The 25,609-nt window shown below is 69.9% G+C and carries 20 protein-coding genes; 18 read left to right on the top strand and 2 right to left on the bottom strand.

Annotated elements, in window-relative coordinates:
- Positions 1-74 precede the first annotated feature (74 nt).
- The 11 genes from AC1EJR_RS00200 to AC1EJR_RS00150 all read left to right on the top strand — a co-directional run bounded on the left by AC1EJR_RS00200 (position 75) and on the right by AC1EJR_RS00150 (position 12,487).
- The gene (locus AC1EJR_RS00200; protein ID WP_441591188.1) at positions 75-611 is read left to right on the top strand and encodes a DNA-binding response regulator; all 537 of its coding nucleotides are present in this window, start codon (positions 75-77) and stop codon (positions 609-611) included.
- A gap of 98 nt (positions 612-709) precedes the next feature.
- Positions 710-1,012 carry a hypothetical protein gene (locus AC1EJR_RS00195; RefSeq protein WP_255370794.1) on the top strand — a complete coding sequence of 101 codons (303 nt, stop codon included), beginning with the start codon at positions 710-712 and terminating at the stop codon, positions 1,010-1,012.
- Positions 1,013-1,363: 351 nt separating this feature from the next.
- Positions 1,364-2,053, top strand: coding sequence for a phosphatase PAP2 family protein (locus AC1EJR_RS00190; protein WP_477146776.1), 690 nt, complete (start codon positions 1,364-1,366; stop codon positions 2,051-2,053).
- Between the two features lie 36 nt (positions 2,054-2,089).
- Entirely contained in the window at positions 2,090-3,496 is a 1,407-nt protein-coding gene (locus AC1EJR_RS00185; protein ID WP_092294206.1) for an undecaprenyl-phosphate glucose phosphotransferase, read from the top strand.
- 174 nt (positions 3,497-3,670) lie between these two features.
- Entirely contained in the window at positions 3,671-3,913 is a 243-nt protein-coding gene (locus AC1EJR_RS00180; RefSeq protein WP_092294208.1) for an acyl carrier protein, read from the top strand.
- Positions 3,913-5,106, top strand: coding sequence for an acyl-CoA dehydrogenase family protein (locus AC1EJR_RS00175; RefSeq protein WP_441591187.1), 1,194 nt, complete (start codon positions 3,913-3,915; stop codon positions 5,104-5,106). The genes AC1EJR_RS00180 and AC1EJR_RS00175 overlap by 1 nt, the downstream gene beginning before the upstream one ends.
- A 24-nt stretch (positions 5,107-5,130) precedes the next feature.
- Positions 5,131-6,096 carry an amino acid--[acyl-carrier-protein] ligase gene (locus tag AC1EJR_RS00170; protein WP_092294212.1) on the top strand — a complete coding sequence of 322 codons (966 nt, stop codon included), beginning with the start codon at positions 5,131-5,133 and terminating at the stop codon, positions 6,094-6,096.
- Positions 6,097-7,077, top strand: a complete 981-nt coding sequence (locus AC1EJR_RS00165) for a DUF1839 family protein (protein WP_092294214.1) — start codon at positions 6,097-6,099, stop codon at positions 7,075-7,077. It begins immediately after the preceding gene.
- Positions 7,074-9,623 carry a glycoside hydrolase family 2 protein gene (locus AC1EJR_RS00160; protein ID WP_477113107.1) on the top strand — a complete coding sequence of 850 codons (2,550 nt, stop codon included), beginning with the start codon at positions 7,074-7,076 and terminating at the stop codon, positions 9,621-9,623. Before AC1EJR_RS00165 ends, AC1EJR_RS00160 begins: the two co-directional genes overlap by 4 nt.
- Positions 9,624-10,013: 390 nt before the next feature.
- Positions 10,014-10,736 carry a Crp/Fnr family transcriptional regulator gene (locus AC1EJR_RS00155; RefSeq protein ID WP_092294220.1) on the top strand — a complete coding sequence of 241 codons (723 nt, stop codon included), beginning with the start codon at positions 10,014-10,016 and terminating at the stop codon, positions 10,734-10,736.
- Between the two features lie 86 nt (positions 10,737-10,822).
- Positions 10,823-12,487, top strand: coding sequence for a glucosamine inositolphosphorylceramide transferase family protein (locus AC1EJR_RS00150; RefSeq protein WP_477146775.1), 1,665 nt, complete (start codon positions 10,823-10,825; stop codon positions 12,485-12,487).
- 53 nt (positions 12,488-12,540) lie between these two features.
- Here AC1EJR_RS00150 and AC1EJR_RS00145 read toward each other — a convergent pair whose 3' ends face one another.
- Together AC1EJR_RS00145 and AC1EJR_RS00140 are read right to left on the bottom strand one after the other, a co-directional pair.
- Positions 12,541-14,514 carry a serine aminopeptidase domain-containing protein gene (locus AC1EJR_RS00145; protein WP_477113105.1) on the bottom strand — a complete coding sequence of 658 codons (1,974 nt, stop codon included), beginning with the start codon at positions 14,512-14,514 and terminating at the stop codon, positions 12,541-12,543.
- Entirely contained in the window at positions 14,501-15,517 is a 1,017-nt protein-coding gene (locus AC1EJR_RS00140) for a DUF1839 family protein (protein ID WP_255370795.1), read from the bottom strand. Before AC1EJR_RS00140 ends, AC1EJR_RS00145 begins: the two co-directional genes overlap by 14 nt.
- 408 nt (positions 15,518-15,925) lie before the next feature.
- Between AC1EJR_RS00140 and AC1EJR_RS00135 the strand changes: the two genes are divergently transcribed.
- From AC1EJR_RS00135 to AC1EJR_RS00105, 7 genes are all read left to right on the top strand, one after another.
- A complete protein-coding gene (locus tag AC1EJR_RS00135; RefSeq protein WP_092294228.1) occupies positions 15,926-16,411 on the top strand; it encodes a GNAT family N-acetyltransferase in 486 nt (161 codons plus the stop codon).
- A 31-nt stretch (positions 16,412-16,442) separates the two neighbouring features.
- Positions 16,443-17,987, top strand: a complete 1,545-nt coding sequence (locus AC1EJR_RS00130; protein WP_477146774.1) for a mannose-1-phosphate guanylyltransferase/mannose-6-phosphate isomerase — start codon at positions 16,443-16,445, stop codon at positions 17,985-17,987.
- A 12-nt stretch (positions 17,988-17,999) separates the two neighbouring features.
- The gene (locus tag AC1EJR_RS00125; protein ID WP_092294230.1) at positions 18,000-19,391 is read left to right on the top strand and encodes an undecaprenyl-phosphate glucose phosphotransferase; all 1,392 of its coding nucleotides are present in this window, start codon (positions 18,000-18,002) and stop codon (positions 19,389-19,391) included.
- A 94-nt stretch (positions 19,392-19,485) separates the two neighbouring features.
- Entirely contained in the window at positions 19,486-20,601 is a 1,116-nt protein-coding gene (locus AC1EJR_RS00120; RefSeq protein WP_441591182.1) for a glycosyltransferase, read from the top strand.
- The gene (locus AC1EJR_RS00115; protein WP_092294234.1) at positions 20,595-21,776 is read left to right on the top strand and encodes a polysaccharide biosynthesis/export family protein; all 1,182 of its coding nucleotides are present in this window, start codon (positions 20,595-20,597) and stop codon (positions 21,774-21,776) included. Before AC1EJR_RS00120 ends, AC1EJR_RS00115 begins: the two co-directional genes overlap by 7 nt.
- Before the next feature lie 21 nt (positions 21,777-21,797).
- On the top strand, positions 21,798-24,104 hold the full coding sequence (locus AC1EJR_RS00110) for a polysaccharide biosynthesis tyrosine autokinase (protein WP_092294236.1): 2,307 nt from the start codon (positions 21,798-21,800) through the stop codon (positions 24,102-24,104).
- 55 nt (positions 24,105-24,159) lie between these two features.
- Entirely contained in the window at positions 24,160-25,596 is a 1,437-nt protein-coding gene (locus AC1EJR_RS00105; RefSeq protein ID WP_092294238.1) for an O-antigen ligase family protein, read from the top strand.
- The last annotated feature ends 13 nt before the right edge of the window (positions 25,597-25,609 follow it).

Below are 25,609 nucleotides of genomic sequence, written 5' to 3'. Positions count from 1 at the left end.
ACGTCCGATAACCGTCGCGCCAGCGGTGACCCATGCCGCGCCGCGCAGACGTCCAACATGCCCGATCTCTGTCGATGACGACCTACCTGATCGCCAGCAACGAAATGATGTGCCGCATCCTCGCCAGACGCATGGAGGGGCAGGACATCTCCATGCCCGTGCGATGGCACGCGCCTGACTGGCTGCTCGATACCCCGGACCCGGAGGCGCGCGCCGCCTCCATCGACAATCCGGACGCCTCCGAGACCGTGCCGGACGCCCCGGTGGACATGGCCATCGTCGACTGCAGCGGCGTGGAGGGCGACCCCCGCGCGCTGCTGGACCGCGTGCGCGAGCGGCTGGCCCCGCATCGCTGGCTCGTGTTGTCCGATTCGCTCGATGCCGCGCTGATGGTCTACGCCGCGCAGATCGGCGCCAGCGGCTGCCTGGCCGTGCCCGCCCCGATCGAACTGGTCTGTGCCGCCGCCGCGCTGGTCTGGGCCGGCGGCCAGTGCTTCCCGCGCGCGGCCCTGGCGCTGCTGCGCGCCCACCCGCGCCATGCCGGCACCGCGCCCGTCTCCCACCTCTACCCCCACCCCCACTCCGCTGACGGCACTACGGCAACCGGATGAAGGCGCGGCCGCGTCGCGCGACCTATGCTTGCGAGAAGTCCACGGTCTGAAGCCGGTGCCTTTGAGAGGCCGGCCGCCGTGGCGACGCAGGGGGTCGTATGGAACACGGAGTCAATATCCTGGTCGTGCATGGCTTTGCCGTGCGCGAGGGCCGGGGCAAGTGGGCATGTTGTTTCGAGATTCGGCTCGCCATCGCAGGAGGCGGGCCGTTGTTGTTTCGGGGCGAGCTGCACGGCCGGTGCTTCGCCACCGAGGCGGCCGCCGTCCTCGCCGCGTGCGAGTTCGGCGAGCGGGAGGCCACCCGGCACATGGCCACCGCGCGCGCGATGATCGCGGCGGACGACGACGAGGCGTCGCGCCAAAAAAGAAGCCCGCCGACCGGGGGACCATGCGGGCTTTGAAATGGCGCCGTCCTGGACGTGCGCCATTCATGTGACGATAGCCAAACGCCGGCAACGGGCGTATTGGCCAGAAGCATCACGCGCCGCATGGGGCGCACGCCCCGGTCACCGGGCCTCCACCTTCCCGCGCAAACGCATGCCCCGCGCCGGGCGCGCGCCCGCCGGCGGCACGCCGCGCGGCACCGTCTCCACCTTCTGGCTGGTTGAGGCGGCTGAACATTGCGTCGCACACTGCGGGCGCGACGGTGCGAACCTCCGTCAGCCGGCCTAACCCCGTCATCCTTTTCTGTGAGCTGCCGCACCATGTCTGTCTGGCCCCTTGTCTCCCGCGTTGGCGAAAGCGCACTGCTCATGCCCTGCGCGCTCGTCGTGTTCGCGTGGCTGCAGTCGGGCCGCGCCCCGCACGACCGCGACAACGCCATGCGCTGGGCACTCACGTTCGGCGGCGCCGTGGCGCTGGTCGTGGCCAGCAAGCTGGCCTTCATGGGCTGGGGCATCGGCAGCCGCGCCTTCGACTTCACCGGCATCTCCGGGCACAGCACGATGGCCGCCGCCGTGCTGCCGGTGCTGGCGCGGCTGCTGGTGCCGGAGCGCCATCGCGTGATGGCGGTGGTGGCCGTGGCAGTGAGCGTGGCGGTTGCCATCGTGGTGGGCGTGTCGCGGCTGGCGCTGGAGGTACATTCGCCGGCCGAGATCGTAGCCGGGCTGGCGCTGGGCTTCGGCGCGAGCGCCAGCTTCCTGGTCTGGTCCGCCCGGCCGCTGCGCGCCGCGCCGCGCGTGGTGGCGGGCGTCGTGCTGCTGCTGGCGCTGGCGGCGCCGCATCMGTCGGTGAGCCTGCCGACGCATGGCATGCTCGAGCGCATCGCCAGCCATCTCGCCGGGCGGGAGGAGCCCTACCGGCGCGGCGAATGGCACGATGGGCTGGGTGGGCACGGCAGGCATGAAGCGCGACAGGGACACGCTGCCGCGCTGACCGGCGACGCCGCGCGCTGTGTGCGCCACCAAACAGACCCGCCCGCCCGGCAGCACGACGATACCTGACAGGGTGGCCCGCTCCGCCCCGGCAGGAGAACCAACATGTCAGCAGTGCGCGCCTTCGTCGCTGGGCGACAGGGAACCTTCCAGTACCTGTATCGCGCGACCGACGCCCTCGTCATCGGCGCCACCGGCTTTGCCATCGGCGAACTGGTCTTCCCCGAAGGCCTGCGCGGCGCCGCGCCGGTCCATGGCTTCCTGACCGCCTTCTGCGCGCTGGGCGCGCTGCTGATCTTTCCCGCCTGCGGCCTGTACGGGTCCTGGCGCGGACGCAGCAAGGCCGGGCTGGCCGTGCGCGTGCTGGCGGCCTGGAGCGTGGTCTGCCTGCTGGCGCTGGTGTCCGCCTTCCTGCTGCACCAGGTGGCTGGCGTGTCGCGGCTGTGGTCGGTGCTCTGGGTGGCGTGGTCGGCGGTCGGGCTGGTGAGTTCGCGCGTGGTGCTCTATGGCACCCTGAGCAGCGTGCGCCAGCAGGGCATCAACGCCAAGCGCGTGGTGATCCTCGGCTACGGGCCGCTCGGGCACGACATGTTCCGCCGCGTGGCGCAGATTCCGGGCGCCGGCTACGAGGTGGTGGGCATCTACGACGAAGCCGGCACCGACGACCTCCCCGAAGGCGTGGCCCCGCTGCGCTCGCTCGATCAGGTCTGCACCTTCGTACACGCCCACCGCGTGCGCGAGATCTGGCTGACGCTGCCGATGGCGGCCTGCCGCGACCTCTACGACGTGGTCTTCCACTTCCGCAACGATCTTGTCGATATCCGCTGGGTGCCGGACATCATGTCCGTCGAGCTGCTCGGCCATCGCTTCTCCGAATTCATGGGCCTGCCCGTGATCGACCTCAACAGCCCGCCCGACTCGGGCGTGACCGGCCTGGTCAAGGCCAGCTTCGACCGCGTGTTCGCGCTGGCCGTGCTGCTCGGGTTGTCGCCGCTGCTGCTCGCCATTGCCCTCGCCGTGCGGCTGTCCTCGCCGGGTCCGGTCCTGTTCCGGCAGGCGCGGCTCGGCATGGACGGCCAGCCGTTCCACGTCTTCAAGTTCCGGTCGATGGTGGCGCACACCGATGCCGGCGTGACGCAGGCCGCGCCCGGCGACCCCCGCGTGACGCGCGTGGGCGCCTTCCTGCGCCGCACCAGCCTGGACGAGCTGCCGCAGTTCCTGAACGTGCTGCGCGGCGAGATGTCCGTGGTCGGCCCACGCCCGCACGCCATCGAGCACAACGAGCTCTACAAGGAGATCGTGGACCGCTACATGCTGCGCCACCGCGTGAAGCCCGGCATCACGGGCTGGGCGCAGATCAACGGTTGCCGGGGTCGCACCGACACGGTGGAGAAAATGCGCCGGCGTACCGAGTTCGACATCTTCTACATCCGCAATTGGTCCTTCGTCCTGGACCTCCGCATCATCGGCCACACCGCCGTCTACGGCTGGACCGGCCGGGACGCCTACTGACGGCTGACCCGGCGCGGCAATGTGACCTGTCGCGCGTGCCCCGGGGAGTTTGTTGGACACCGCACCGAAGCCGTGCCCCCGCTGCGGCCCAATGGCACCGTGAGCAGGAACCGATCCTAAACAGGCGCCCGCCACGGCCGCCGCCACACCTGCCTTCTGACCAGGAGATACGCCATGAAGGAAACCATCCGACAGATCCTTGCCGAAGTGGCCCGCCTCGACGTCCCCATCGAGACGCTGGACGATCAGGCCGACCTCTACCAGGCGGGCCTGTCGTCGCTGGCCACGGTGCACGTGATGCTGGCCATCGAGAACGCGTTCAACATCGAGATTCCGGATCACATGCTGACCCGCCAGCTCTTCAAGAGCGTGAACTCGCTCGCGGCGGCGGCCTCGCAACTGCAGGAGGCTGCGTGATGAACCCCGTTCTCGCCGCGGTGGACCAGGCGTCGCCGCATCCCGCACCGGCGGACCCCGCCGCCCTGATCGCCGCCGCCCAGGCTGCCGCCGCCGTCGCCGCCACGCATGCCGATGCGGTGGACCGCGACGCGCGCTTCCCGGATGAAGCCTTCGTCACGCTGCGCGAGCACGGCCTGCTCGGCGCGATGATCCCGACGCACCTCGGCGGCGCCGGCGCCACGCTCGATACCGTGGCCGCCATCTGCCGCGTGCTGGGCGGCGCCTGTGCCGCCACCGGCATGGTCTACGCGATGCACCAGATCCAGGTGGCGTGCGTGCTCGAGCACGGCATGGGCAGCCCGTGGCACGAGGGCCTGCTGTCCCGCGTGGCGGGCGAGCAGCTGCTGCTGGCCTCGGCCACCTCGGAGGAAGCCATCGGCGGCGCGCTGCGCAACAGCGGCTGCGCGGTCAACGCCGAGGGCGAGCGCTTCCACCTGCTCAAGATGGCGCCGACGATCTCGTACGGCGCGCACGCGGACGGCATCCTGATCACCGCACGCCGCAGCGCCGACGCCGCGCCGTCCGACCAGGTGCTGGTCTGCGCGCTGAAGGCTGACTACACGCTGCAGAGCCTGAACACCTGGGACACGCTCGGCATGCGCGGCACCTGCAGCAACGGCTTCCGCCTCGAAGCGGCGGGCGACGTGGCGCAGATTCTGCCGGTGCCGTTCGGCCAGATTGCCGACGAGACCATGACGCCGGTGTCGCACATCGTCTGGAGCGCACTCTGGCTCGGCATTGCCGGCGATGCCGTGCAGCGCGCCAAGACCTTCTTCCAGGGCCAGGCGCGCGCGCGTCCGGGCTCGATGCCGCCGTCCGCACCGCGCGTGGCGGAGGCCGTGAGCCTGCTCCAGATGATCGAGGCCCGGCTGGACCTCGCGCTCGCCCACCAGCGCGCGCGGCATGTGGCCCAGGGGGTGTCGTCCTTCACCCTGGCCGCCGAGATGAACGGGCTGAAGACGGCCGTCTCCACCATGGCGCTCGAAGTCGTGCAGCAGGCCATGCTGGTCTGCGGCATGGCCGGCTACAAGCACGGCACGCCGTTCAGCCTGGGGCGCCATCTGCGCGACCTGTGGTCGGCGCCGCTGATGATCAACAACGATCGCATCCTGTCCAACACGGCCAACCTGCTGCTGGCCGACCGGACCTGAGAGAAGTCGAAACAAGGAGCTTCCATGGACGCCCAAACCGTAACGGCAGACGCGCAGGCCATCGGCGGAGCCGGTGGCAGCGCGGCTGCGCCCACCTTCCTCGAGCAGCTGACCGAGGCCGGGCTGCTGATTCCCAGCGGCGTGCTCGGGCTGTATGGCCGTAGCGAGACCTTCGAGGCCATCGCCGAAAGCCTCAACCGCATGGTGATGCGGCTGGGCGCGGATCACCATGCCGAGACGCTGCGCTTCCCGCCGGCCATCGGCCAGCACGACTTCGAGACCAGCGAGTACCTGAAGAGCTTTCCGCAGCTCGCCGGCACCATCCACAGCTTCTGCGGCGACGACCGCGGCCATCGCCGCCTGCTGGCCCGGCTCGAGGACAAGGAAGACTGGACCGACCAGCAGCAGCCCACCGGCGTGGTGCTGACGCCGGCCGCCTGCTATCCGGTGTATCCGGTCGTCGCGCGGCGCGGGCCGCTGCCGCCCGAGGGCAAGATCATCAACGTGATGTCCTACTGCTACCGGCACGAGCCGTCGCTGGAGCCCACCCGCATGCAGCTGTTCCGCCAGCACGAATACGTGTGCATCGGCTCGCCCGAGCAGATCATCGCGTTCCGCCAGTTGTGGATGGAGCGCGGCCAGGCCGCCGTGCAGGCGCTGGGCCTGCCGATGGAGGTGGAGGTGGCCAACGACCCGTTCTTCGGGCGCGGCGGCAAGATCGTGGCGGACAGCCAGCGCGAGCTGAAGCTCAAGTTCGAGTTGCTGATTCCGGTGAACGACGGGCTGGGGCCCACCGCCTGCATGAGCTTCAACTATCACATGGACCACTTCGGCGCGCTGTGGGGCATCCGCACCGCCGATGGCGGCACGGCGCACACCGGCTGCGTGGGTTTTGGCATCGAGCGTCTCACCTTGGCGCTGCTCAAGCATCACGGGCTGGATCCGGCCCGTTGGCCGCAGTCGGTACGGGAAACGCTCGGAGGCCAGTAAATGTACGGTGACGGCAGGCTTCGGCCGCGGGGCGGCCCGGCATTGCATGGTGGCAATCCGGTGTGGGCACACGCCAATCGCCATATCGATCTCTGGGTCGAGCTGCTGCATGGATGGGAGCTGGAGCCCGTGGCGGCCCTGCCGTTCGCCGTGACACAGGATTTCGAGGGCGACCAGTTCACGCTGTCGAGCTTTCCGCCTGGGGATCTTGAGCGCCTGTACGGCATCCACACCAACGAGCTGTCCACCTACGACAAGCTCGAGACCCACGTGGCCGCGCAGACCTGCCGGGGCAACGTGGTGCTGCTCGAAGTGGACGGCTTCTACCTGCCGCAGCCGCCCAATGCCTACCGCCGCCAGCACACGCGCTCGGCCATCGGCATCGACGTGCTGGTACCGGAGGCCAATGCCGTGGGCTTCTATCATGGCGATGGCTACCACACGGCCAGCGGGGACGACTACACGGCCATCTTCCGTCAGGCGACCATCGCCCCCGAGTGGGAGGCGCCCGCGTTCCCCCATGCCGAGGTCGTGCGCCGGCGCTTTCCGGCGCAGGCGGGGGAGGCGCTGGTCGCGGCCTCGCTGGAACTGCTGCGTCACCACCTGGCCTGCCGGCCCCGCCAGAACCCGATCACCGCGTTCCGCAGCGCGTTTCCCGCGCACCTGGAGCAGCTGATGGCGCGCGGCGAGCCCAACTTCCAGGTCTACGCGGCCAGCGTGCTGCGGCAGCTTGGCGCGAACTTCGAGCTGCTGGGGCGCTACCTGCGCTGGCTCTCGGAACACGGCCAGCCGCTGCCAGACGCCATCTGCGAAGCCTGCTACACGATGGCGTCCGAGGCGATGGTGATGCAGTTCCGCCTGATGCGCGCCGTCATCAGCCACAAGCCGGACCCGTGCCAGGACTGCCTCGACCAGCTCGAACTGTCGTACGAAGGCACCGTGCCGGCGCTGGCCGCTTATTTCGGGGAGACCGTCTCATGACTGCGCGTGATCCGGAACCGGCGCTGCAACCTGTCCTGTGGTCCGGCGTGGCCGTGGGCGATGCGCGGCTGGAGGGCGACTGGACCTTCCTGGAGACGCTGGCCGGCGCGGCCACGCATCCCCGTGAACTGGGCGAGGACGGGCACTGGCTGCCCGCGCCGGTGCCGGGCACGGTGGCCAGCGCGCTGCGCGCCGCCGGCCGGTGGGACGAGTCCGCCCCGCCCCCGCTGCACCAGCACGACTACTGGTATCGGCTCCACTTCGCCGGCAGTGGCCGCCGCGTGCTCCGCTGCAACGGGCTGGCGACGCTGGCCGAAGTCTGGCTCAACGGCGTGCAGGTGCTCACCACGCGCCATATGTTCGTGGCGCACCAGGTGGCGGTGCAACTCCAGGGTGCGGACAACGTACTCCATATCTGCTTCCGCGCGCTGCATCCGTGGCTGCGCACGCAGCGCGGCTCGGTGCGCTGGAAGCCGCGCATGATCCAGCCGCCCACGCTGCGCGCGGTGCGCACCACGCTGCTCGGCCATATGCCCGGTTGGTGCCCGCCCGTGCACGCGGTGGGCCCGTGGCGCGACATCGAACTGCTGCACCCCGAAGGCGCGGACGTCGTGCATGGCGCGCGCGCCGTGCTGGCCGGTCATCTCGATGGCCGCGACGGCGTGGTGGCACTGCAACTCCACTTTCCCGGCCCGGCGCCGATGCAGGGCAGCTTCCGGGCCGAAGGGGCCGATGGCGGGGTCTGGCAGGGCGAACTGCGCCGTGTGGGCGCGCATTCGCTGGCCGGCACCCTGCGCGTGCCCGATGCCCGGCGCTGGTGGCCCCATACCCACGGCGAGCCGGCGCTGTATCGCGTGCAGGCCGAAGTGGGTGGCCATGCCATCCCCTGCGGCCAGACCGGCTTCCGCACCATCACCGAAGATCGCGACGGCGAGCCCGGCGCGTTTGCGCTGCGCGTGAACGGCGAGCGCGTGTTCTGCCGGGGCGCCTGCGTCTCCAGCCACGACCTGCCGGGCCTGGCCGACACCGACGACGCCGTGGCCAACTGGCTGCGGCTGGCGCGCGATGCCGGCGCCAACATGGTCCGCGTCAGCGGCGTGACCTGCTATCCCGGCGAAGCGTTCTACCGCCAGTGCGATGCCCTCGGCCTGATGGTCTGGCAGGACTTCATGTTCGCCAATTTCGACTATGGCAGCGAGACCAGCGCGTCGCCGGCCCTGATGGACGACGCCGCGCGCGAGGTCGCCCAGTGGCTGGCCGGCACGCGCGCCCATGCCAGCCTCGCCGTGCTCTGCGGCGGCAGCGAGGCCGAGCAGCAGGCGGCCATGCTCGGCACGCCGCGCGGCGCGTGGCGCCAGCCGCTGTTCGACACCCTGATTCCCGCGCTCGTGGCCGAGCATCGTCCCGATGTGGTCTATGTGCGCAATTCGCCCAGCGAAGGCGCCTGGCCGTTCCAGCCCGATACCGGCATCACGCACTACTACGGCGTGGGCGCCTACCAGCGCCCGCTGGCCGATGCCCGGCTGGCCAACGTGCGCTTCACGTCCGAGTGCCTGGCCTTCGCCAACGTGCCGTGCGCGCGCACGCTGACCGAGGCGGGGCTCTCGCAGCCGCTGCACGACCCGCGCTGGAAGGCGCGCGTGCCGCGCGACGCCGGTTCCGCCTGGGATTTCGAGGACATCCGCGATTTCTACCTGCGGGCGCTGTACGAGGTCGATCCGCCCCGCCTGCGCTACGAGCAGCCGGCGCGCTACCTTGCGCTCTCGCGCGCCGTGGTGGCCGAGATCATGACCGACGTCTTCAGCGAATGGCGCCGCGCCGGCTCCACCTGCATGGGCGGGCTGGTCTGGCAACTGCAGGACCTGTTGCCGGGCGCCGGCTGGGGCATCGTCGATGCCCGGGGCCGGCCGAAATCGGCCTGGCATGCGCTGCGGCAGGTCTGGCAGCCGCTCCAGGTGCTGATCACCGACGAGGGCCTGAACGGGCTGCACGTGCACGTGGTCAACGAATCGGCCACGCCACGCACCGTGCAACTGACCTTCCGCTGCCTGCGCGATGGCGAAATCGCCACCGTCCACGCCACGCAAACGCTCACGCTGGCCCCGCGCGAGACGCGCCGGCTCGTCGCGGCGGAACTCATCGATCACTTTTTCGATTTCACCTACGCCTACCGCTTCGGCCCGCCCGCGCACGACGTCGTCCTGGCCACCCTGCACGACCCCGCGGACAGCAACGCGTTGCTCAGCCAAGCGGCGTATTTGCCGGACCGCCGCGCCGCCGCGCTGCGCGCGCCAGGGTTGAGTGCCCAGGTGGAACAGTTGGAGGGCGTGTGGTGGCTGACCGTCAGCGCGCAGCGCTTTGCACGCTGGGTGCACATCGAGGACCATGCGTACCGCCCGGAGCAGGACTGGTTCCACCTCGGACCGGGGGAATCGCGGCGTATCCGCCTGATGAATGAGGCAGGGGGAGGGGGCGGGTCGGACGCCATTCCTTCAGGCGAGATCTCCGCCCTGAACGCCGAGCGCCCGCTCTCCTACGACGCCTGATCTCATCCTCTCAACCCCTGCCCGCTGCGCCATATGCGGCGCGGCAGGGCGGCATATCCGCCGGGTCCGGCCCGTCGCGCGTCATCCCCGCGTCATCCCCGCCTCTCCGCCGTTTGTATCCTCCTTCCCTCCCAAAGCATGACCGCCGCACCAACCGTCTGCCTACTGTCGATTCTGATCTGCATGGCCCTTAATAGAGTCAACAACGAGATAGCAAAACCGGGGCCCGCGAGGTGCCGGGGGTAAAGAGGGTGGCAGCTACGGGGCTGCCAGAGATCGCCAGAAAACGCAAACGGGTGGAGCGGCGAGATCGGGTCACAGCCTGCATGGAGATTGCCATGCGGGGTGGAGGACCGATGCTGCTCCCGGGTCAGAGGGAGGAGAATCACCATGATTACGCATCGGTCAGACTTGCATGTCAATCACCTGCTCAACGCGTTGCCGCGTCACGAATGGGAAACGCTTTCGCGGCATTTCGAACTGGTCCGGCTCCGCGCCGGTGAGCTGCTGACCGACTCGGGCCAGCGCATCGTCCACGTGTACTTCCCGACCACGTCGGTGGTTTCGCTGCTGTCGCTGCTCGAAGACGGCGCCACGGTGGAATTCGCGGCCGTCGGCAACGAAGGACTCGTCGGCATTCCCGTGGTCACCGGCGGCGACACCATGCCGAGCCGCGTGGAAGTGCGCAGCCCCGGCTTCGCCTACCGTATCCCCGCCCGCGCCCTGCGTGCCGAACTGGCCCACATGCCCGCCCTGCAACGCGTGACCCTGCTCTACGTGCAGGCCGTGCTGACGCAGATCGCGCAGACCGCCGCCTGCAACCGCCACCATTCGCTCAACAAGCAACTGTGCCGCTGGCTGCTGCTGGCCATCGACCGCATGAGCTCCAACGAACTGGTGATCACGCAGCAGGTCATCGCCAACATGCTCGGCGTGCGCCGCGAGGGCGTGACCGAAGCGGCGGGCAAGCTCGAGGACCTGGGCCTGATCCACCATAGCCGTGGCCACATCACGGTGCTGGATCGCTGCGGGCTGGAGAAGCATTCCTGCGAATGCTACAAGCTCGTCAAGCGCGAGTACGACCGCCTGCTGCCGGCGCTGGTGCAAGCCTGATTTCCGCAGGGCGATGCGGCGCGGCATCACGCCGCGCCGCATCGCATTCCTGCCGAAGGATCCTTGCGCCAACCGGAGAGCCCGCTATGACGGTCACCTCGCTTGACTTGCMCGACCTCGATGCCAAGCCGGGCGGCGACGCCCAGGCGGCAGTCGTCCCGCTACGCATCGGCCTGCTGCTGGACAGCCCGCAGGCGTTGCATCACCTCTACCAGCTCGTGCTCTGGGCCCGCAAGCAGCCGGGCCTGGCCATCACCCATCTGATCGTGCACGGGCCCGTGCAGGGCGGCGTCTCGCCGTGGGACCGCCTGCTCGCGGCCACGCTGCGCGGCCTGATGCGGGCCGAAGGCACGGTGCTGCGCGGTACCTATCGCGGCCACCTGACCCGCCACGACCTCGCGCGCTCGATCCCCGAGCGCCTGGACATTGCCGCGCCGATGCCCGGCGCCAACGGTCACATACAGTTCGACGTCGCCGCGGTGGAACAGGTACGCGCCCTCGGGCTGGACCTGCTGCTCGGCTTCGGCCCCGCCACGGTCGATGCGCGGATTGCGGCTGCCGCGCGCATCGGCACGCTGTGGATGCGTTATGGCCGGGGCGGCGTGGCGCCAGCCGCCGGCTTCGACGAATGCCGGCACGCCGAGCCGGCCACCGGCTTCGCCATCGAACGCATCGACGGCACGCGCCGCGTGCTGCGCGCGGGCCGGGTGGGCACGCGCGTGAGCTACCTCGAAAACCAGGCCCACCTGTACCGCAAGGCCGATGTGCACCTGCGCGCGCTGCTGACGGGCATCGCCACGACGKGCACGCTGCCCTCGCCGGCCGGCGCGCCGGTTCCCGGGCTGGCCCGGCCCCGTGCGCGCGACCTCGTCGGCTACGCGGGCCGCCTGTTCAAGCGCGCGGCGATCAAGGGCACCCAGCGCGCGCTGCACATGCGGCGCAAGTTCGGCATCTCGATCCTGCAAGGCTCCTGGCGCAACGCCGATCTGCGGCAGGCCGTGGAGGTGACCGCGCCGCGCGGCCGCTTCTGGGCCGATCCCTTCCTGTGGACCGGGCCCGATGGGCGCGTGGTCTGCTTCGTGGAGGACTACCGCTACGCCACCGGCCGCGCCCATATCTCGGCGCTGGAAATCGTCGGCCATCGCGCGGTGGACCTTGGCGCGGTGATCGTCGAGCCGTACCACATGTCGTTCCCGTACCTGTTCTCGTACGAAGGGGCGCTATATATGTGCCCCGAATGCTCGGGGTCCGGACAGATCCGCGTCTATCGGTGCGCCGAATTMCCGCTCAAGTGGGAGCTGGCCGCCGTGCTGATGGACAACGTCTCCGCCGCGGACACCGTGCTGTTCCCGCGCGACGGCAAATGGTGGATGCTGACCAGCATGGACCCCGCCGACGTGAAGGACCATTGCAGCGAGCTGTACCTGTTCTCGGGGCCGTCCCCGCTCGGCACGGACTGGACGCCCTGCGCGGCCAACCCGGTGCGGATTGACCCGGCCGGCGGGCGCAATGCCGGCCTGATCATGGACGGCGGGCGCATCTACCGGCTGGCGCAGCGCCAGGGCTTCGACCGCTATGGCGAAGGGCTGATCGTCAACGAGGTGCTGGCGGTCTCCGACGAGGCGTACCGCGAGCGCGAGGTGCGCCGCATCGACCCGGACTTCGGCCGGCGGCTGATCGGCTCGCACCATATGACCAGCACCGGCACGGTCACCGTGGTGGACCACGTGCGGCGGGAGTTCGTGTTCTGAGTGCCTTGGGCGCCCGGCTACGGGCGCCCGTTCGACCGCTGTACCGCCTTGGTTCAGCGCAGCGCCGGCTCCGGATCGATGCCGGCCACGAGGGCCGCGATGGTGTCTGCGTCCTCGCAGAAATGGGTACGCAGGTACTGGTCGAGCATGGCGTAGACCGCCTCGCGTGCCGCGTAGGACCGCAGCGCGTGGTCCACTTCATCCGAAATCACGCACTTCACATGACGACAGCGCCGCAGTTGCCGCCCGCGCGCGCCGAAGTGCGTGGCGAGTTCCCCCAGGCCCGGATCGTAGCCGCCGAAGACCAGCCACACCGGCACGCTGCGTTCATCGAGCCGACGAATGAGGCCGTGCACCTGACGCACTGGCGTATCAGCGCGAGTAATCCACGCGGCCAGTGTCTGCGCCCGCGTGCGCACGCGGGCCACGATGCGGCGGCTCAACTCCATGGCAATCGAGCCGATTTCCGCGTCGCCCTTGAACACGCGTACCCATTTCTGCGTGTCCAGCGCGGCGGTCAGATACACGCGCGTGGCCGCCTGGCGCGGGCTGGGGCGCTGCTGCACCACGTCCTGGATGCCGAGCCCTTCGGGCCACTGGAACTTCTGCACATTGACCAGCACCGCGCCCGCCACGTGCTCGCTGCCGGTGGCCGCGTGCAGCCCCACGAAGGCGCCCGAGCAGATGCCGAACAGCACCACCCGGCCGAAGCCCTGCGCGGCCAGCCACGCGGCGGCGGCGGTCACGTCGCGGCGCAGGTGGCTGCCGTAGGGCTGGAAGGCGTACTGGGGCAGCGCCAGCGAGACGCTGTCGCCAATCCCGCCCAGATCCATCCGCATCGACGCAATGCCGCGCCGCGCAAGGTAGCGCGCGCAGAGCACGCCCATGCGCGCATCGCCCACATGATGGCCAGCGCCGGTGTTGATGATGAGCACCACCGGCGCGCCGTCGCCGCGCGCGGCGGCAGGCGGCTCGCACAGGATGCCGAACAGGCCGTCGGCGCCGTAGTGCGCGCGGCGCTCCACGAAGCGGTCGCCGTGCAGTACCGGCGCGTCGTCGGCGGACAGGCGGCGCACGCGCGCGTTGTCGGGCTCGCGCACATCGGTCTCGGGTACGCCGGCCAGCCACGCCGTGGTGTGCCGGAACGCCTGCCAGGGCAGGTCGTTCAGCTCGGGATAGCTGACATAGGTCTCGTATTCGTCGAACGGCGCCTGCGTCACGTCGCAGCCGAGCGCGGCGGCGCTCTCGGCCAGCCGCCCGGCGCCGTCGAGCGTGCTGGCCGACAGGATCAGCATGCGTGCGGCGGGCCGCTGGTGCAGCTGCCCGGGTTTGCCGAGGTCGCACGTCTGGATGGCGTCGATGGTGTCGCGGTAGAAGCGGTTGCCGACCACGGTCATGAAGTCTTCGGTCTCGGCCGGATCGAGCTGGTCGGCCGGGGACGATCGCGCGGTGCTCTGCAACGCGCGCAGTTCGCGCAGATGGTCACGCCCACGCACCACCGGCGCCAGCAGCACCAGCGCATCGATCGCCTCCGCCTCCATCTCCTGCGTGGCGAGCACCGCCAGCAGCGCGCCGAGGCGGATGCCGCACAAGGCCACGCGCGTCACGCCGGTACGTTCGCGCAGGACGCGCACGGCGGCCACGATGCTGGCCGTCCACGCCTGCAGCCGGGCAGGATCGCTCTCGTCGCCATCGGAATCGCCGGTGCCGTGGTAGTCGAAGCGCAGCGCCGGCATGCCGTTGGCGGACAGCGCCGTGGCGAGGTAGCGCCAGCCACGGTGGGTCATGATCGCTTCCTGCCCGAACGGGTTGCACAGCACCACGCCGCAGGGATCGGCAGAAAGGGGGGCGATGGGCCGGTGCAGCCAGCCGTAGCACCCGTCGAACAGCAACGGTTCCATCACGGCGTGCACCATCCCCGGGCCATGCGGGCCGTGGCTGCCGTGTCCGTGTCCGTCCCCGTGTCCGTCCTCGTTCGGGCCGTCGCCCGCGCCGCCCATGGCGCCGCCGCCCTCAGGCACCCGCATGGACGTGCACCGGCCCCGCCGCGCCGAACGTGGCCACCAGGCCAGACAGCGTGCGGTCGTAGGCGGACTCCAGCACATCCAGGCAGTCCGAGCAGGCATCGGTCCGGCCGCGCGCCACCGCGCGGGCCAGCCGGAACTGCAGCACCTTGGCTTCCGTGGCGATGCTGTGCGCCGCGTCCACCACAGGCTCGGGCACCTTGTGCCCCTGCCGCGTGAGCCACGTCAGGTAGTGATGCAGCATCTCGAAGTTGGCGCCGAGCTGGCGCGGCACGTTGAAGGTGTACTGGTGGAAGTAGGCATCGCCGCGCGCCAGCATCCGCTCCATATGCGACGGAAACACCGCGCGCAGCCGGCTCACCGGGTTGGCGGCGGGGCGCCGCGCCAGATGCTCGCGCAGCAGCCGCACCGAGGCATCGGCCAGCATGCCCGGCGCCACCGGCGCGCGCACGCGCTTGGCGCACTCGGCGTAGGGAAACAGCAGGTCCGGATTGCCGGAGAGTTCGGGCGTCAGGCGCAGCAGGCCCTCGTAGTCGTCGCCATTGACCGTGTGGTAGCCCAGGCCGTGGTAGTAGCCCAGCCGGCGCGCCTGCGCGTCGATCATGTCCACGCCGATCGACGTCTTGACGTGTTTCTGCCGATAGGAAGTGGCCTTGGTGTCCGGCAGGTAGTAGCTGTCTACCTCCACCAGCACCGTGTGGCCGCGCCCGACCTGTTCGACGAGATGCGCCTCCAGCGCATCGTAGAGCGCCATCTCCTGCACCACGGTGCCGTAGAGCCGCTCGATGTCGTTGGTCGGGTATTTGAAGAAGGTGAAGTGATCGCCCTCGAAGTCCTGCGTCACGGTGAACGGCAGCGCGGCGCGCGGTTCGAGCCCCCAGCCGTTGAGCAGTTCGATCCACAGGTCGATGTAGCAGTTGGTCTCCTGCCAGATCACGTCCTCGCCATGCAGCGCATGCGGCGCGGGCTGCGGCGTGCTGCGTGCCAGGGTCGCCGTGACATTCATATGGATTCTCCTCCGCTGTGTAGGCATGCCGCGCAGCCGGGCGCGGCCAGACGGTCTCCATTACAGCCCCAACCGCGCCAAAGATTGGTGCGCGAGGCAACACAGGCGCCGCAGCAAGGTGCACGTTTGCGCGCATGCTGGCGGGGCACCGGCAAGGGGCAGGCCGCGTGCAGGCAGTGGCACTTTTCCCGGCCTTTTCGCGCTCTGATGGGCACGCCACCGCACGCCGGGCAAGGTGTGCGGAAGCGTACAGAGACGGCGAGGGGCCGTTCCTACACTGCAACTCATGGATTGGGACGCGTGCCGCCAGCGTTGCGGCGCGCGCATTGAGAGACAGCGGTGAGCATGGGGAGCGTGAGCGCAGTGCGCAGCGCCGTCCATGCCTTTGGACAGACCAGGAAGGCGGGCATGAACTGGGTGGACAAGGAATTCAGCGAGCTGACCACGCGGGAGCTGTATCAGATCCTGCGCGTGCGCAGCGAGGTCTTCATCGTGGAGCAGGGCAGTCTGCTGCTCGACGTCGACGGCAAGGACATCGTCGGCACGCACGTGCTCGGCGTGGAGCCGGCCGAGGACACACAGCAGGTGGTGGCCTACGCCCGCCTGCTCAAGGGGGAAGGCAGCGAGATCCGGATCGACAAGTTCCTCACGCGCATGTCGCGTCGCGGCGACGGCACGGCCGAGGCATTGATGCGCAGCGCGCAGGAGGCCATCCAGACGCGCTGGCCCGGTGCGCCGGTGGGCATCCAGGTGCCGTTCTACCTGCGCGAATTTTGCGAGGGGTTCGGCTTCAGCAAGCGCGAGGGCCCGTACCTGGAACACGGTACGCATTTCATCGGCATGGTCTGGCAGCCGCCCCGCGCGCGCGCCCGGCTGTTCCGCCTGACACGCTGAGCCGCATGCGGCCCGGCCGGGAGAGCATTCCATGAACCAACCGATTCCGGTGGGCCTGCCGCCCGTTACGCTCGGCGCAGCCCTCGCGCCGCCCGTGACCGCGGCACTGCCCGTCATCCAGTTTCCGATCCAGCCCGTGATCATGGCCGGTGGCGCCGGCACGCGGCTGTGGCCGCTCTCGCGCGAACAGTTTCCCAAGCAGCTCCTCAACCTCGTGGCGGAAGACACGCTGCTGGAGGCCACCGCGCACCGCTTCGACGGTGTGGCGGTGCTGGCAGGCCGCCCGGCCGGCATCGAGCCGCCGCAGCTGGTGGTCTGCGGCGAGGAACATCGCTTCATGATCGCGGACATGATGAAGCGCGCCGGCAAGCCCGCGCGCCTGCTGACCGAGCCCTGCGGCCGCAACACCGCCCCGGCGCTGACCGTGGCGGCGCTGCACGCGATGGCGGCTACGGATGKAGGCGATGTGGTGCTGGTGGTGACGCCGGCCGACCACAGCGTGACGGACGTGCCGGCGTTCCGCCAGGCACTCGCCACGGCGGTGCGCCATGCCGACGCCGGTGCCATCGTCACGCTCGGCGTGGTGCCGGTCTCGCCGGAAACCGGCTACGGCTATATCCGCGCCGGCGGCACGGCGGTCGATGGCGCCTACACGCTCGAGAAGTTCGTCGAGAAGCCGCACCTGGAACTGGCCCGCCACTACGTGGACTCGGGCGGCTACTGGTGGAACAGCGGCATCTTCGTGGTGCGCGCGGCAGTGTGGCTGCGCGCGGTGAGCCAGCTCCAGCCCGAGATGTATATGCAGTGCCGCGCCGCCTACGAGGCTGGCGAGGCGGGTGGCGACACGTACAAGCTGAACCGCGAAGCCTTCGGGGCGTGCCAGTCGGACTCCATCGACTACGCCGTGATGGAAAAGCTCGAAAGCCTGCCCGACGTGCCCGGGCGCGTGGTGCCGCTCGATGCGGGCTGGTCCGATGTCGGCTCCTGGGCGGCGATCTGGGACATCGCGCCCAAGGATGCGCTTGGCAACGCCGCGCGGGGCCGCGTGGTGTTCGATGGCGCGACGGCCTGCCTCGCCCACTCGGAAGGCCGGCTGATTGCCTGCGTGGGCGTGCATGACGTGGTGGTGGTGGAAACCGCCGACGCCGTGCTGGTGGTCGACAAGGCCCACGTGCAGGACGTGAAGAACGTGGTGCAGCGCCTGCGCGCCGAGCATGGCAGCGAGGTGGTCAACCATCGCAAGGTGCACCGCCCGTGGGGCTGCTACGACGCCATCGACCATGGCGACCGTTTCCAGGTGAAGCGGATCGTGGTCGAGCCGGGCGCCAGCCTCTCGCTGCAGATGCACTACCACCGCGCCGAGCACTGGGTGGTGGTGCGCGGCACCGCGCGCGTCACCTGCGGCGAGACCGTCAGCATCCTCAGCGAGAACCAGTCCACCTACATCCCCATCGGCACGCTGCACCGGCTCGAAAACCCGGGCAAGACGCCGCTGGAGATCATCGAGGTGCAGTCTGGCGCCTATCTGGGGGAAGACGACATCGTGCGCTTCGAGGACAACTATGGCCGCAAGTAAGGAGATGCCGCGATGACCGGGCTGATTGCCTGCGCGCTGGACCTGCTGCTGGTGGCGGGCAGCGCGCTGCTGGTGCACCAGCTCATGGTGCCCGCCGCGCTGCCGGGCCATGGCCTGCCGCTGGCCTGGTCGGACACGCAGACCATGCTGGTGTTGTTCAACGCCCTGCTGGCGGTGGTGCTGTTCGCCGCGTTCGGGGTCTACGGCCAGTGGCGCGACCGCTCGCTCAGCCAGCTCACCCACCGGGTGCTGGCGGCCTGCGGCGTGGTGGCGCTGGCCGGCATGGCGCTGCTGTGCACGCCGCGCCTGGAGAACGTGCCGACCTCGTGGTTCATCGCCGTGACCGCCGCCTCGGCGGGCATGCTGGTGCTGGCGCGGCTGGTGCCGGGCTGGGTGGCGCGGCGGCTGGGCCGGGCGGCCACGCGCACGCGCACGGTGGCCGTGGTCAGCACGCGCGCCCATGCCCGCAACATGCTGGCGCAGCTGGCCCACGCGCCGGGCGCGCAGTATCGGGCGGTGTGCGTCTATGACGAGAGCGACGATGCCCCCGAGTGGCTGCACAACGTGCCGGTCTGCGCCAACTTCCGCGACTTTGCCGGCATGGTCCGCGCGCGCGCCATCGACGAGATCTGGCTGGCGCTGCCGCTGGCGGACCAGCATCTGGTGCGCCGCTTCGTGCGCGAGTTCCGCAACGACTTTGTCGACATCCGTTACATGCCGGACCTGCGCGGCCTGCCGCACCTGCAGTGCTCGGTGGACAAGGTGCTCGGCTATCCCACGCTGAACCTGGCCGTCTCGCCGGCCGATGAATACCAGCTCTGGCCGAAGGAGATCTTCGACCGCGTGGCGGCTGCGCTGGCGCTGGTGGCGCTGGTGCCGCTGTTCGTGGTGGTGGCGGCGCTGGTCAAGCAGTCCTCGCACGGGCCGGTGTTCTTCCGCCAGCGCCGCAAGGGCTACGACGGCCGCGAGTTCGAGATCCTCAAGTTCCGCACCATGTGCCTGCACGACGAGGCGCCCGGCACGGTCACGCAGGCGCGGCGCGGCGATCCGCGCGTGACGCGCGTGGGCGCGGTGCTGCGGGCGCTGTCGATCGACGAACTGCCGCAGCTGCTCAACGTGCTGCGCGGACAGATGTCGCTGGTGGGGCCGCGCCCGCATGCGCTGGCGCACGACGATCTCTACAAGAACCTGGTGGAGGGCTACATGCACCGCTACCGCATCCGCCCTGGCCTGACCGGCTGGGCGCAGGTGAACGGGTATCGCGGCGAGACGTCCACGGTGGAAAAGATGGAAACGCGGGTCAAGTTCGACCTGTTCTATATCCGGAACTGGTCGTTCTGGTTCGACATGCAGATCATCCTGCGCACGCCGGCGTGCATTTTGCTCCGGCGCAATGCCTACTGAGAGCAGCGCGGGCGTACTGAGACACGGTATGTGATGTGGCGGCAAGGCAGCGCGGCAATGGAGCCCGCCCGCTGATCCGCCGGGGGACGCCAAGATGGACCTATCGGTAATCATTCCCAGCTACAGGCGCTGCGACGACCTGGACCGCTGCCTCCGCGCGCTGGCGCGCCAGCAGCGCCCCGCCGACGAGGTGGTGGTGGTGGCGCGCGCCGACGACGCGCCCACGCTGGCGCTGCTCTCGCGCTGGCTCTCCACGGCCAGCGCCGACACCCTGCCGGGCCTGCGCCTGGTGACGGTGGACGAGCCGGGCCAGGTGGCCGCCAACAACCGCGGCTTCGCGGCTGCGCGCGGCGACATCCTGTGCCTGACCGACGACGACGCCGCGCCGCATCCAGACTGGCTGGCGCGTATCGGCGGCCATTTCGCGCGCGATGCCAGCCTCGGCGGCGTGGGCGGGCGTGACCGCGTGCACGAAGCCGGCCGCGTCCTGCAAGGCGCGGCGAACTGCGTGGGCCAGGTGCGCTGGTACGGCCGCGTGATCGGCAATCATCACATCGGCGCCGGCGCGCCGCGCGACGTGGACGTGCTCAAGGGCGTGAACATGGCGTGGCGGCGCAACGCGGTGGCCGGGCTGCGCTTCGACACGCGGCTGCGCGGCGCGGGCGCCCAGGTCCACAACGACCTCGCCTTCAGCCTGGCCGTGCGCCGTGCGGGCTGGCGGCTGCTGTACGACCCGGCGCTGTGTGTCGATCACTTTCCGGCGCCGCGTGCCGATGCCGACCAGCGCGCGGTCTTCAACGCCGAGTCCTATTACAACGCCAGCTACAACCTCCACCTGGTACTCGACGAGCACCTGCGCGCCACCGGCGTGCCGGCCAGCCGCCGGGCGATGGCGGGCGCGTGGCAGGTGCTGGCGGGCTCGCGCAACTATCCGGGCTGGCTGCGCGCACTGGCGCTGTGCCTGGGCGGCGAGGGTGGCCGCGCCTGGCGGCGCATGGCGCTCGCGCAGCGCGCCCGGGCCGATGCCCTGATGGCGCTGCATGCCCCCGACGCCATGCGGCGCATGCCCCACGTGGTGCCGCCCACGTCCGGTGTGCCCGAACGTGCGGAAACAGACGTCCGCCCCGATGCCGGCGGCGCTTCAATGACTCCCATCGGTATGCAGCAACAAGGGCGCGCAGGCGCCGACAAGGAGAAGCTGCCATGGTAAATCGATTCCTCCCCCGCCTCGTTACGCTGGCCATGCTGGCCGCGCTTGGCGGCTGCACCTGGGCACCGGGGCCCGCACTGGACAGCAGCCGCATCCAGGACGACCTGTCCGCCAAGACCGGCACGGATGTCTATCCGGTCAAGCTGATCACCGCCGACGTGGTGCGCGCCCAACCGGACTCCATCGCGCTGGCCGCCGCCGTGCCCGATTCGCCAGCCCGCACGGGCAAGCTGGGCGACGACCTCGACGGCTACGAATACCTGATCGGACCGCAAGACCTCGTCGGCGTGACCGTGCTCGACCACCCCGAGATGAGTTCCGGCCTGCTGACCGCCCCGGTCACCGGCGCCACCGCGCCCGTGCCCGGCGTGCCACAGGTCACCCCGACCGGGCTGCCATCGGACCAGAGCGGCTACCGCGTGGACCGTACCGGCGAGATGTACTACCCGCCGGTGGGCAAGCTGCGCGTGGGCGGCAAGACCGTCGACCAGGTGCGCGCCATGATCACCGGGGCGATCAAGAACACCGTGCGCGACCCGCGCGTGGATGTGCGCGTCATCGCCTACCGCAGCAAGCGCGTGGACGTGACCGGGCAGGTCCGCACGCCGGGCATGCTGCCGGTGACGGACGTCCCGGTGACGCTGGTCAACGCCATCACGCGGGCCGGCGGCTTCGCGCCGGAGGCGGACGTGCAGAAGGTGCGCCTGACCCGCGACGGCAAGCTGTTCGAGTTCGACCTCGAGGCGCTGATCGAACGCCGCAACGGCGCGCATGACTTTCTGCTGCGCGGCGGCGACGTGGTCTACGTGCCGGACCGCCTGTCCAGCCGCATCTTCGTGCTCGGCGAGGTGGCGCGCCCGCAGTCGCTGCTGATGAACAAGGGACGGCTGTCGCTGGCCGACGCGCTGGCAGGCGTGAACAGCATCGACGTGAAGGCGGCCGACCCGCGCCAGATCTTCGTGATCCGTGGCATGCGCGACAAGCCGCAGACGCCCGACGTGTACMGGCTGGACATGACCCAGGTGGACGCGATGCTGCTGTCCACGCAGTTCCGGCTCGAGCCACTTGATGTGGTCTACGTCGGCACCTCGGACGCCGTGCGCTTCAACCGCGTGCTCGACCAGATCACCCCTACCATCCAGACCCTGTTCTTCACAGTGGAACTGGCTCGCTAGCATCGTCAGGACGGAGCCGACATGAATACCCCTTTCCAGCGTCCCTACGGTACGCCACTGCCCCTGGAGGACGACGAGTTCATCCTGCGCGATCTGGTGCGCATGGTGCGCCAGCAGCTTGGCTGGGTGATCGGCATCACGGCCGTGGTGGCCGCGGTGGCCACGCTCTACGCCTACTCGCTGCCGGCGATCTACGCGGCGGATGCGCTGCTCCAGGTGCAGGCGAAGAACTCGGACAGCCCGCTGTCGCGTGCCTCGCAGGTGATGGGCGGCACCTCGCAGCTGGGGACCGAGACCGAGATCGAGATCATCCGCAGCCGCTCGGTGCTTGAGCCGGTGGTGAACGCGTTCCGACTCAACGTCTCGGTGTCGCCGGTGGTGATGCCCTATCTCGGCAACCTGGCGCGGCGCTTCGCCAAGTCGGGCGAGCCGGCGCCGGCCTGGTTCGGCCTGTCGCGCTACGCCTGGGGCGGCGAGCAGATCGACCTGGAACTGCTCGGCGTGCCGGCGGCGCTGGAAGGGGTGCCGCTGACGCTGCGCGCGCTCGGCAACGACAGCTTCGCGCTGTACGACCCCGAAGGGGTGAAGCTGCTGACCGGGCAGGTGGGCGAGATTGCCGACGACGGTCCGCTGCAGATCCGCATCGGCAAGCTCGTGGCGCGGCCCGGCACCGAGTTCACGGTCACGCGCTCGAACCAGCTTGCCGCCATCGGCGGGCTGGCCAAGTCGCTGCTGGTGCTGGAGCAGGGCAAGCAGACCGGCATCGTGCAGATTTCGATGGAGAGCAGCGACCGCGTGCGCGCCATGCAGATCGCCAACGCGGTGGTGCAGTCCTACGTGCGGCAGAACCTGGAGCGGCATCAGGAGGAAACCGCCCGCACGCTCGACTTCCTGAACGCCGAGGTGCCGCGCGTGCGCGCCGACCTGGAGAAGGCCGAGGACGCGCTGGCCGCGCTGCAACAGCGCCAGGGCGCGGTGAAGCCGACGTCGGAAGCCCAGTCCTACCTCGCGGGCGGGCTGGAGCTGGATCGCCAGATCGCCCAGCTGAACCTGCAGCGCACGCAGCTGCTGCAACGCTTCATGCCGGGCCATCCGCAGGTGCAGACCATCGACACGCAGCTCGGGCAGCTGCGCGCGCTGCAACAGAAGCTGGAATCGCGCTTCCACGACATGCCCGCGTCCGAGAAGGCCGGCGTGCGCATGGAGCGCGACGTGAAGATCGCCCAGGAGATCTACATCTCGCTGCAGAACAAGACGCAGGAGCTGATGATCAACCGCGCCGGCATGGTCGGCAATGTGCATGTGCTGGACGAGGCGTTGGTGCCGTCGTCGCCGGTCAAGCCCAAGCGGGCGCTGATCATCGCGGCCGGGCTGATCCTCGGACTGGTGCTGGCCGTGCTGACGGTGTTCATGCGCCGCGCGGTGTTTGGCCGCATGCACGAGATGGAGGAGATCGAACGCCGCCTGGCGCTGCCGATGTTCGGCGAGATTCCGTTCAGCCCGGCGCAGAGCTGGCTGGAGGACTACTCGCGGCTCGAGGCCACGGCCCCGCCCGAGCTGCCGCTGCCGGTGGAACTGGCCGGCGCCGAGCACGTGCCGGTGACGCCCGAGCGCGCCGAGGAATGGCTGCCCGCCGCCACCCGTCCGGTCCTGGCGGAGAGCCGGCCGCACGACGAGGCCATCGAGGCGCTGTGCGGCATCTGCACCCAGTTCCAGTTCACGCTGGAGCAGATGGGCCACCGCGTGGTGGCGATGGTCGGGGCCACCTCCGGGGTCGGCAAGAGCTTCGTCACGTCGAACCTCGGCACGCTGCTGGCCAAGTCGAACCGCCGCGTGCTGCTGATCGATGGCGACCTGCGCCGCCAGCGCCTGTCCGGCTACTTCAACCGGGCCGCCGGCATGGGCCTCTCGGAAATGCTGGGCGGCCGCATCGACGCCAACCAGGCCGTGGTGCCCACGGGCGTGTCGAACCTCTGGATCGTGCCCGCCGGCAACTTCGGCGCCACGCCGGCCGAGCTGCTGATGAACACCCGCTTCCGCCAGGCGCTGGACACCTACTCGCGCACCTACGACCTCGTCATCATCGACACCCCGCCGGTGCTGGACCACAACGATGCGATGGCCGTCTCCGCGCTGGCTGGCGCCACCGTGATGGTGCTGCGCACGGGCGCCCATACCGAGGAACAGATCGTCGATGCGGTCAAGCGGCTCAAGCGCGCTGGCGGCAATGTGGTGGGGGGCATCCTCAACACCGTGGTCGGCGAGGCCGTGCCGCAGTCCGACAGCCTGAGCGACACGCTCGCGCGCGCGTCCGGGCAGCCCGCCTGATGCGCCGCCCCGCACGTCACGCACACCACGCACCCCTCCCGGGAGCCCGCCCGTGATGACCCTCGCCCTCGACGGCCCCCGCCGCGCCAACCGCCAGCTCCACCCGGCGCTGGTGCCGGGGCTGTTCTTCGCCTTCGTGCTGGTGCTGATCCTGCTCAGGCTGGGCCGCGTGGTGGAGCTGGCGTACCCGGTGGGCGCCGTGCTGGTGGGGCTGATGTGCTACCGGCGCAACCCGGCCGAGTACGTGTCCTTCATGTGCTGGCTCTACTTCCTCTCGCCCGAGGTGCGCCGCATCGCCGATTTCTTCAACGGCGCCTACAACCCGATCAGCCCGATCCAGATGGCGCCGGTGCTGGTGGCCATCCTCAGCGGCCTGACCGTGCTCACCCACTACCGCGTGGTGGCGACCAAGCGCGCCTTCCCGTCGCTGCTGATCGTGCTGGCGATGACGTACGCGCTGGTGGTGGGATGCATCCGCAACTCGGTGCCGTCCGCGCTGTTCTCGTTCGGCTACGCCATCATCCCGGTCTTCGTCGGCTTCCATGTGCTGGCCACCTGGAAGCACTTCCCGGTCTATTCGCGCGTGCTGGTCTCCACGTTCAGCTGGGGCATGTTCGTGATCGGCATCTACGGGGTGATCCAGTACGTGCTGATGCCGCCCTGGGACGCCATGTGGATGCTGAAATCGGGCATCGGCTCGGTGGGCGAGCCGCTGCCGTTCAGCTTCCGCGTGTTCAGCACGCTCAACTCGCCGGGGCCGCTCGCTACGGTGCTGATGGGCGGCCTGCTGTTCATGCTGGCCGGGCGCGGCAAGGTGGTCTGGGTGGGCGCGGTGTCCGGGCTGGTGGTGCTGATGCTCACCGCCGTGCGTTCGGCCTGGGGCGGGCTGATCATCGGCGGGATCTACGCGCTGGCCTGCATCGACGCCCGCACGCGTGCCCGGGTGATCCTCGCCATCCTGATCGTGTCCGCGCTGTCCGTGCCGATGTTCGCCGTTGAGGAGTTCGCCAAGCCGGTGCTGGACCGCATGGAGAGCGTCACCTCGATCAAGGACGACCGCAGCTTCCAGATCCGCATGCGCTTCTACGAGTCCTTCCTGGCCGCGGCGACCAGCGACATCGCCGGGGCAGGCATGGGTTCGGTCGGCATCGGCACCAAGCTCGATTCCGCCACCAGCCAGCTCGGCAAGTTCGGCGTGTTCGACAGCGGGCTGATGGAGATTCCGTTCGTGATGGGCTGGCCCGGCACGCTGCTCTACCTCACCGGGCTGCTGTGGATGATTGGCCGGGCGATGAAGCGCGGGCTGGCGATGAAGTCCAACCGGCTGCTTGCCGCCGCCGTGGGGACGTCGATCGCGCTGGTGTCGATGCTGGTGTTCAGCAACACGCTGAACGCGTTCGACGGCATCCTGTTCCAGCTCGGCGTGACGCTGCCCGTGATCGGCCATCGCTACGCGCGCATGCTGGCCGCATCGGGCGGGGCCACGCCATGATGCCGGCATCCGC

This window comes from Cupriavidus sp. 05T42 (assembly GCF_056396345.1).
The sequence above is the reverse complement of the archived record's forward strand: the minus strand, read 5'-3'. Positions and strand labels throughout refer to the sequence as shown.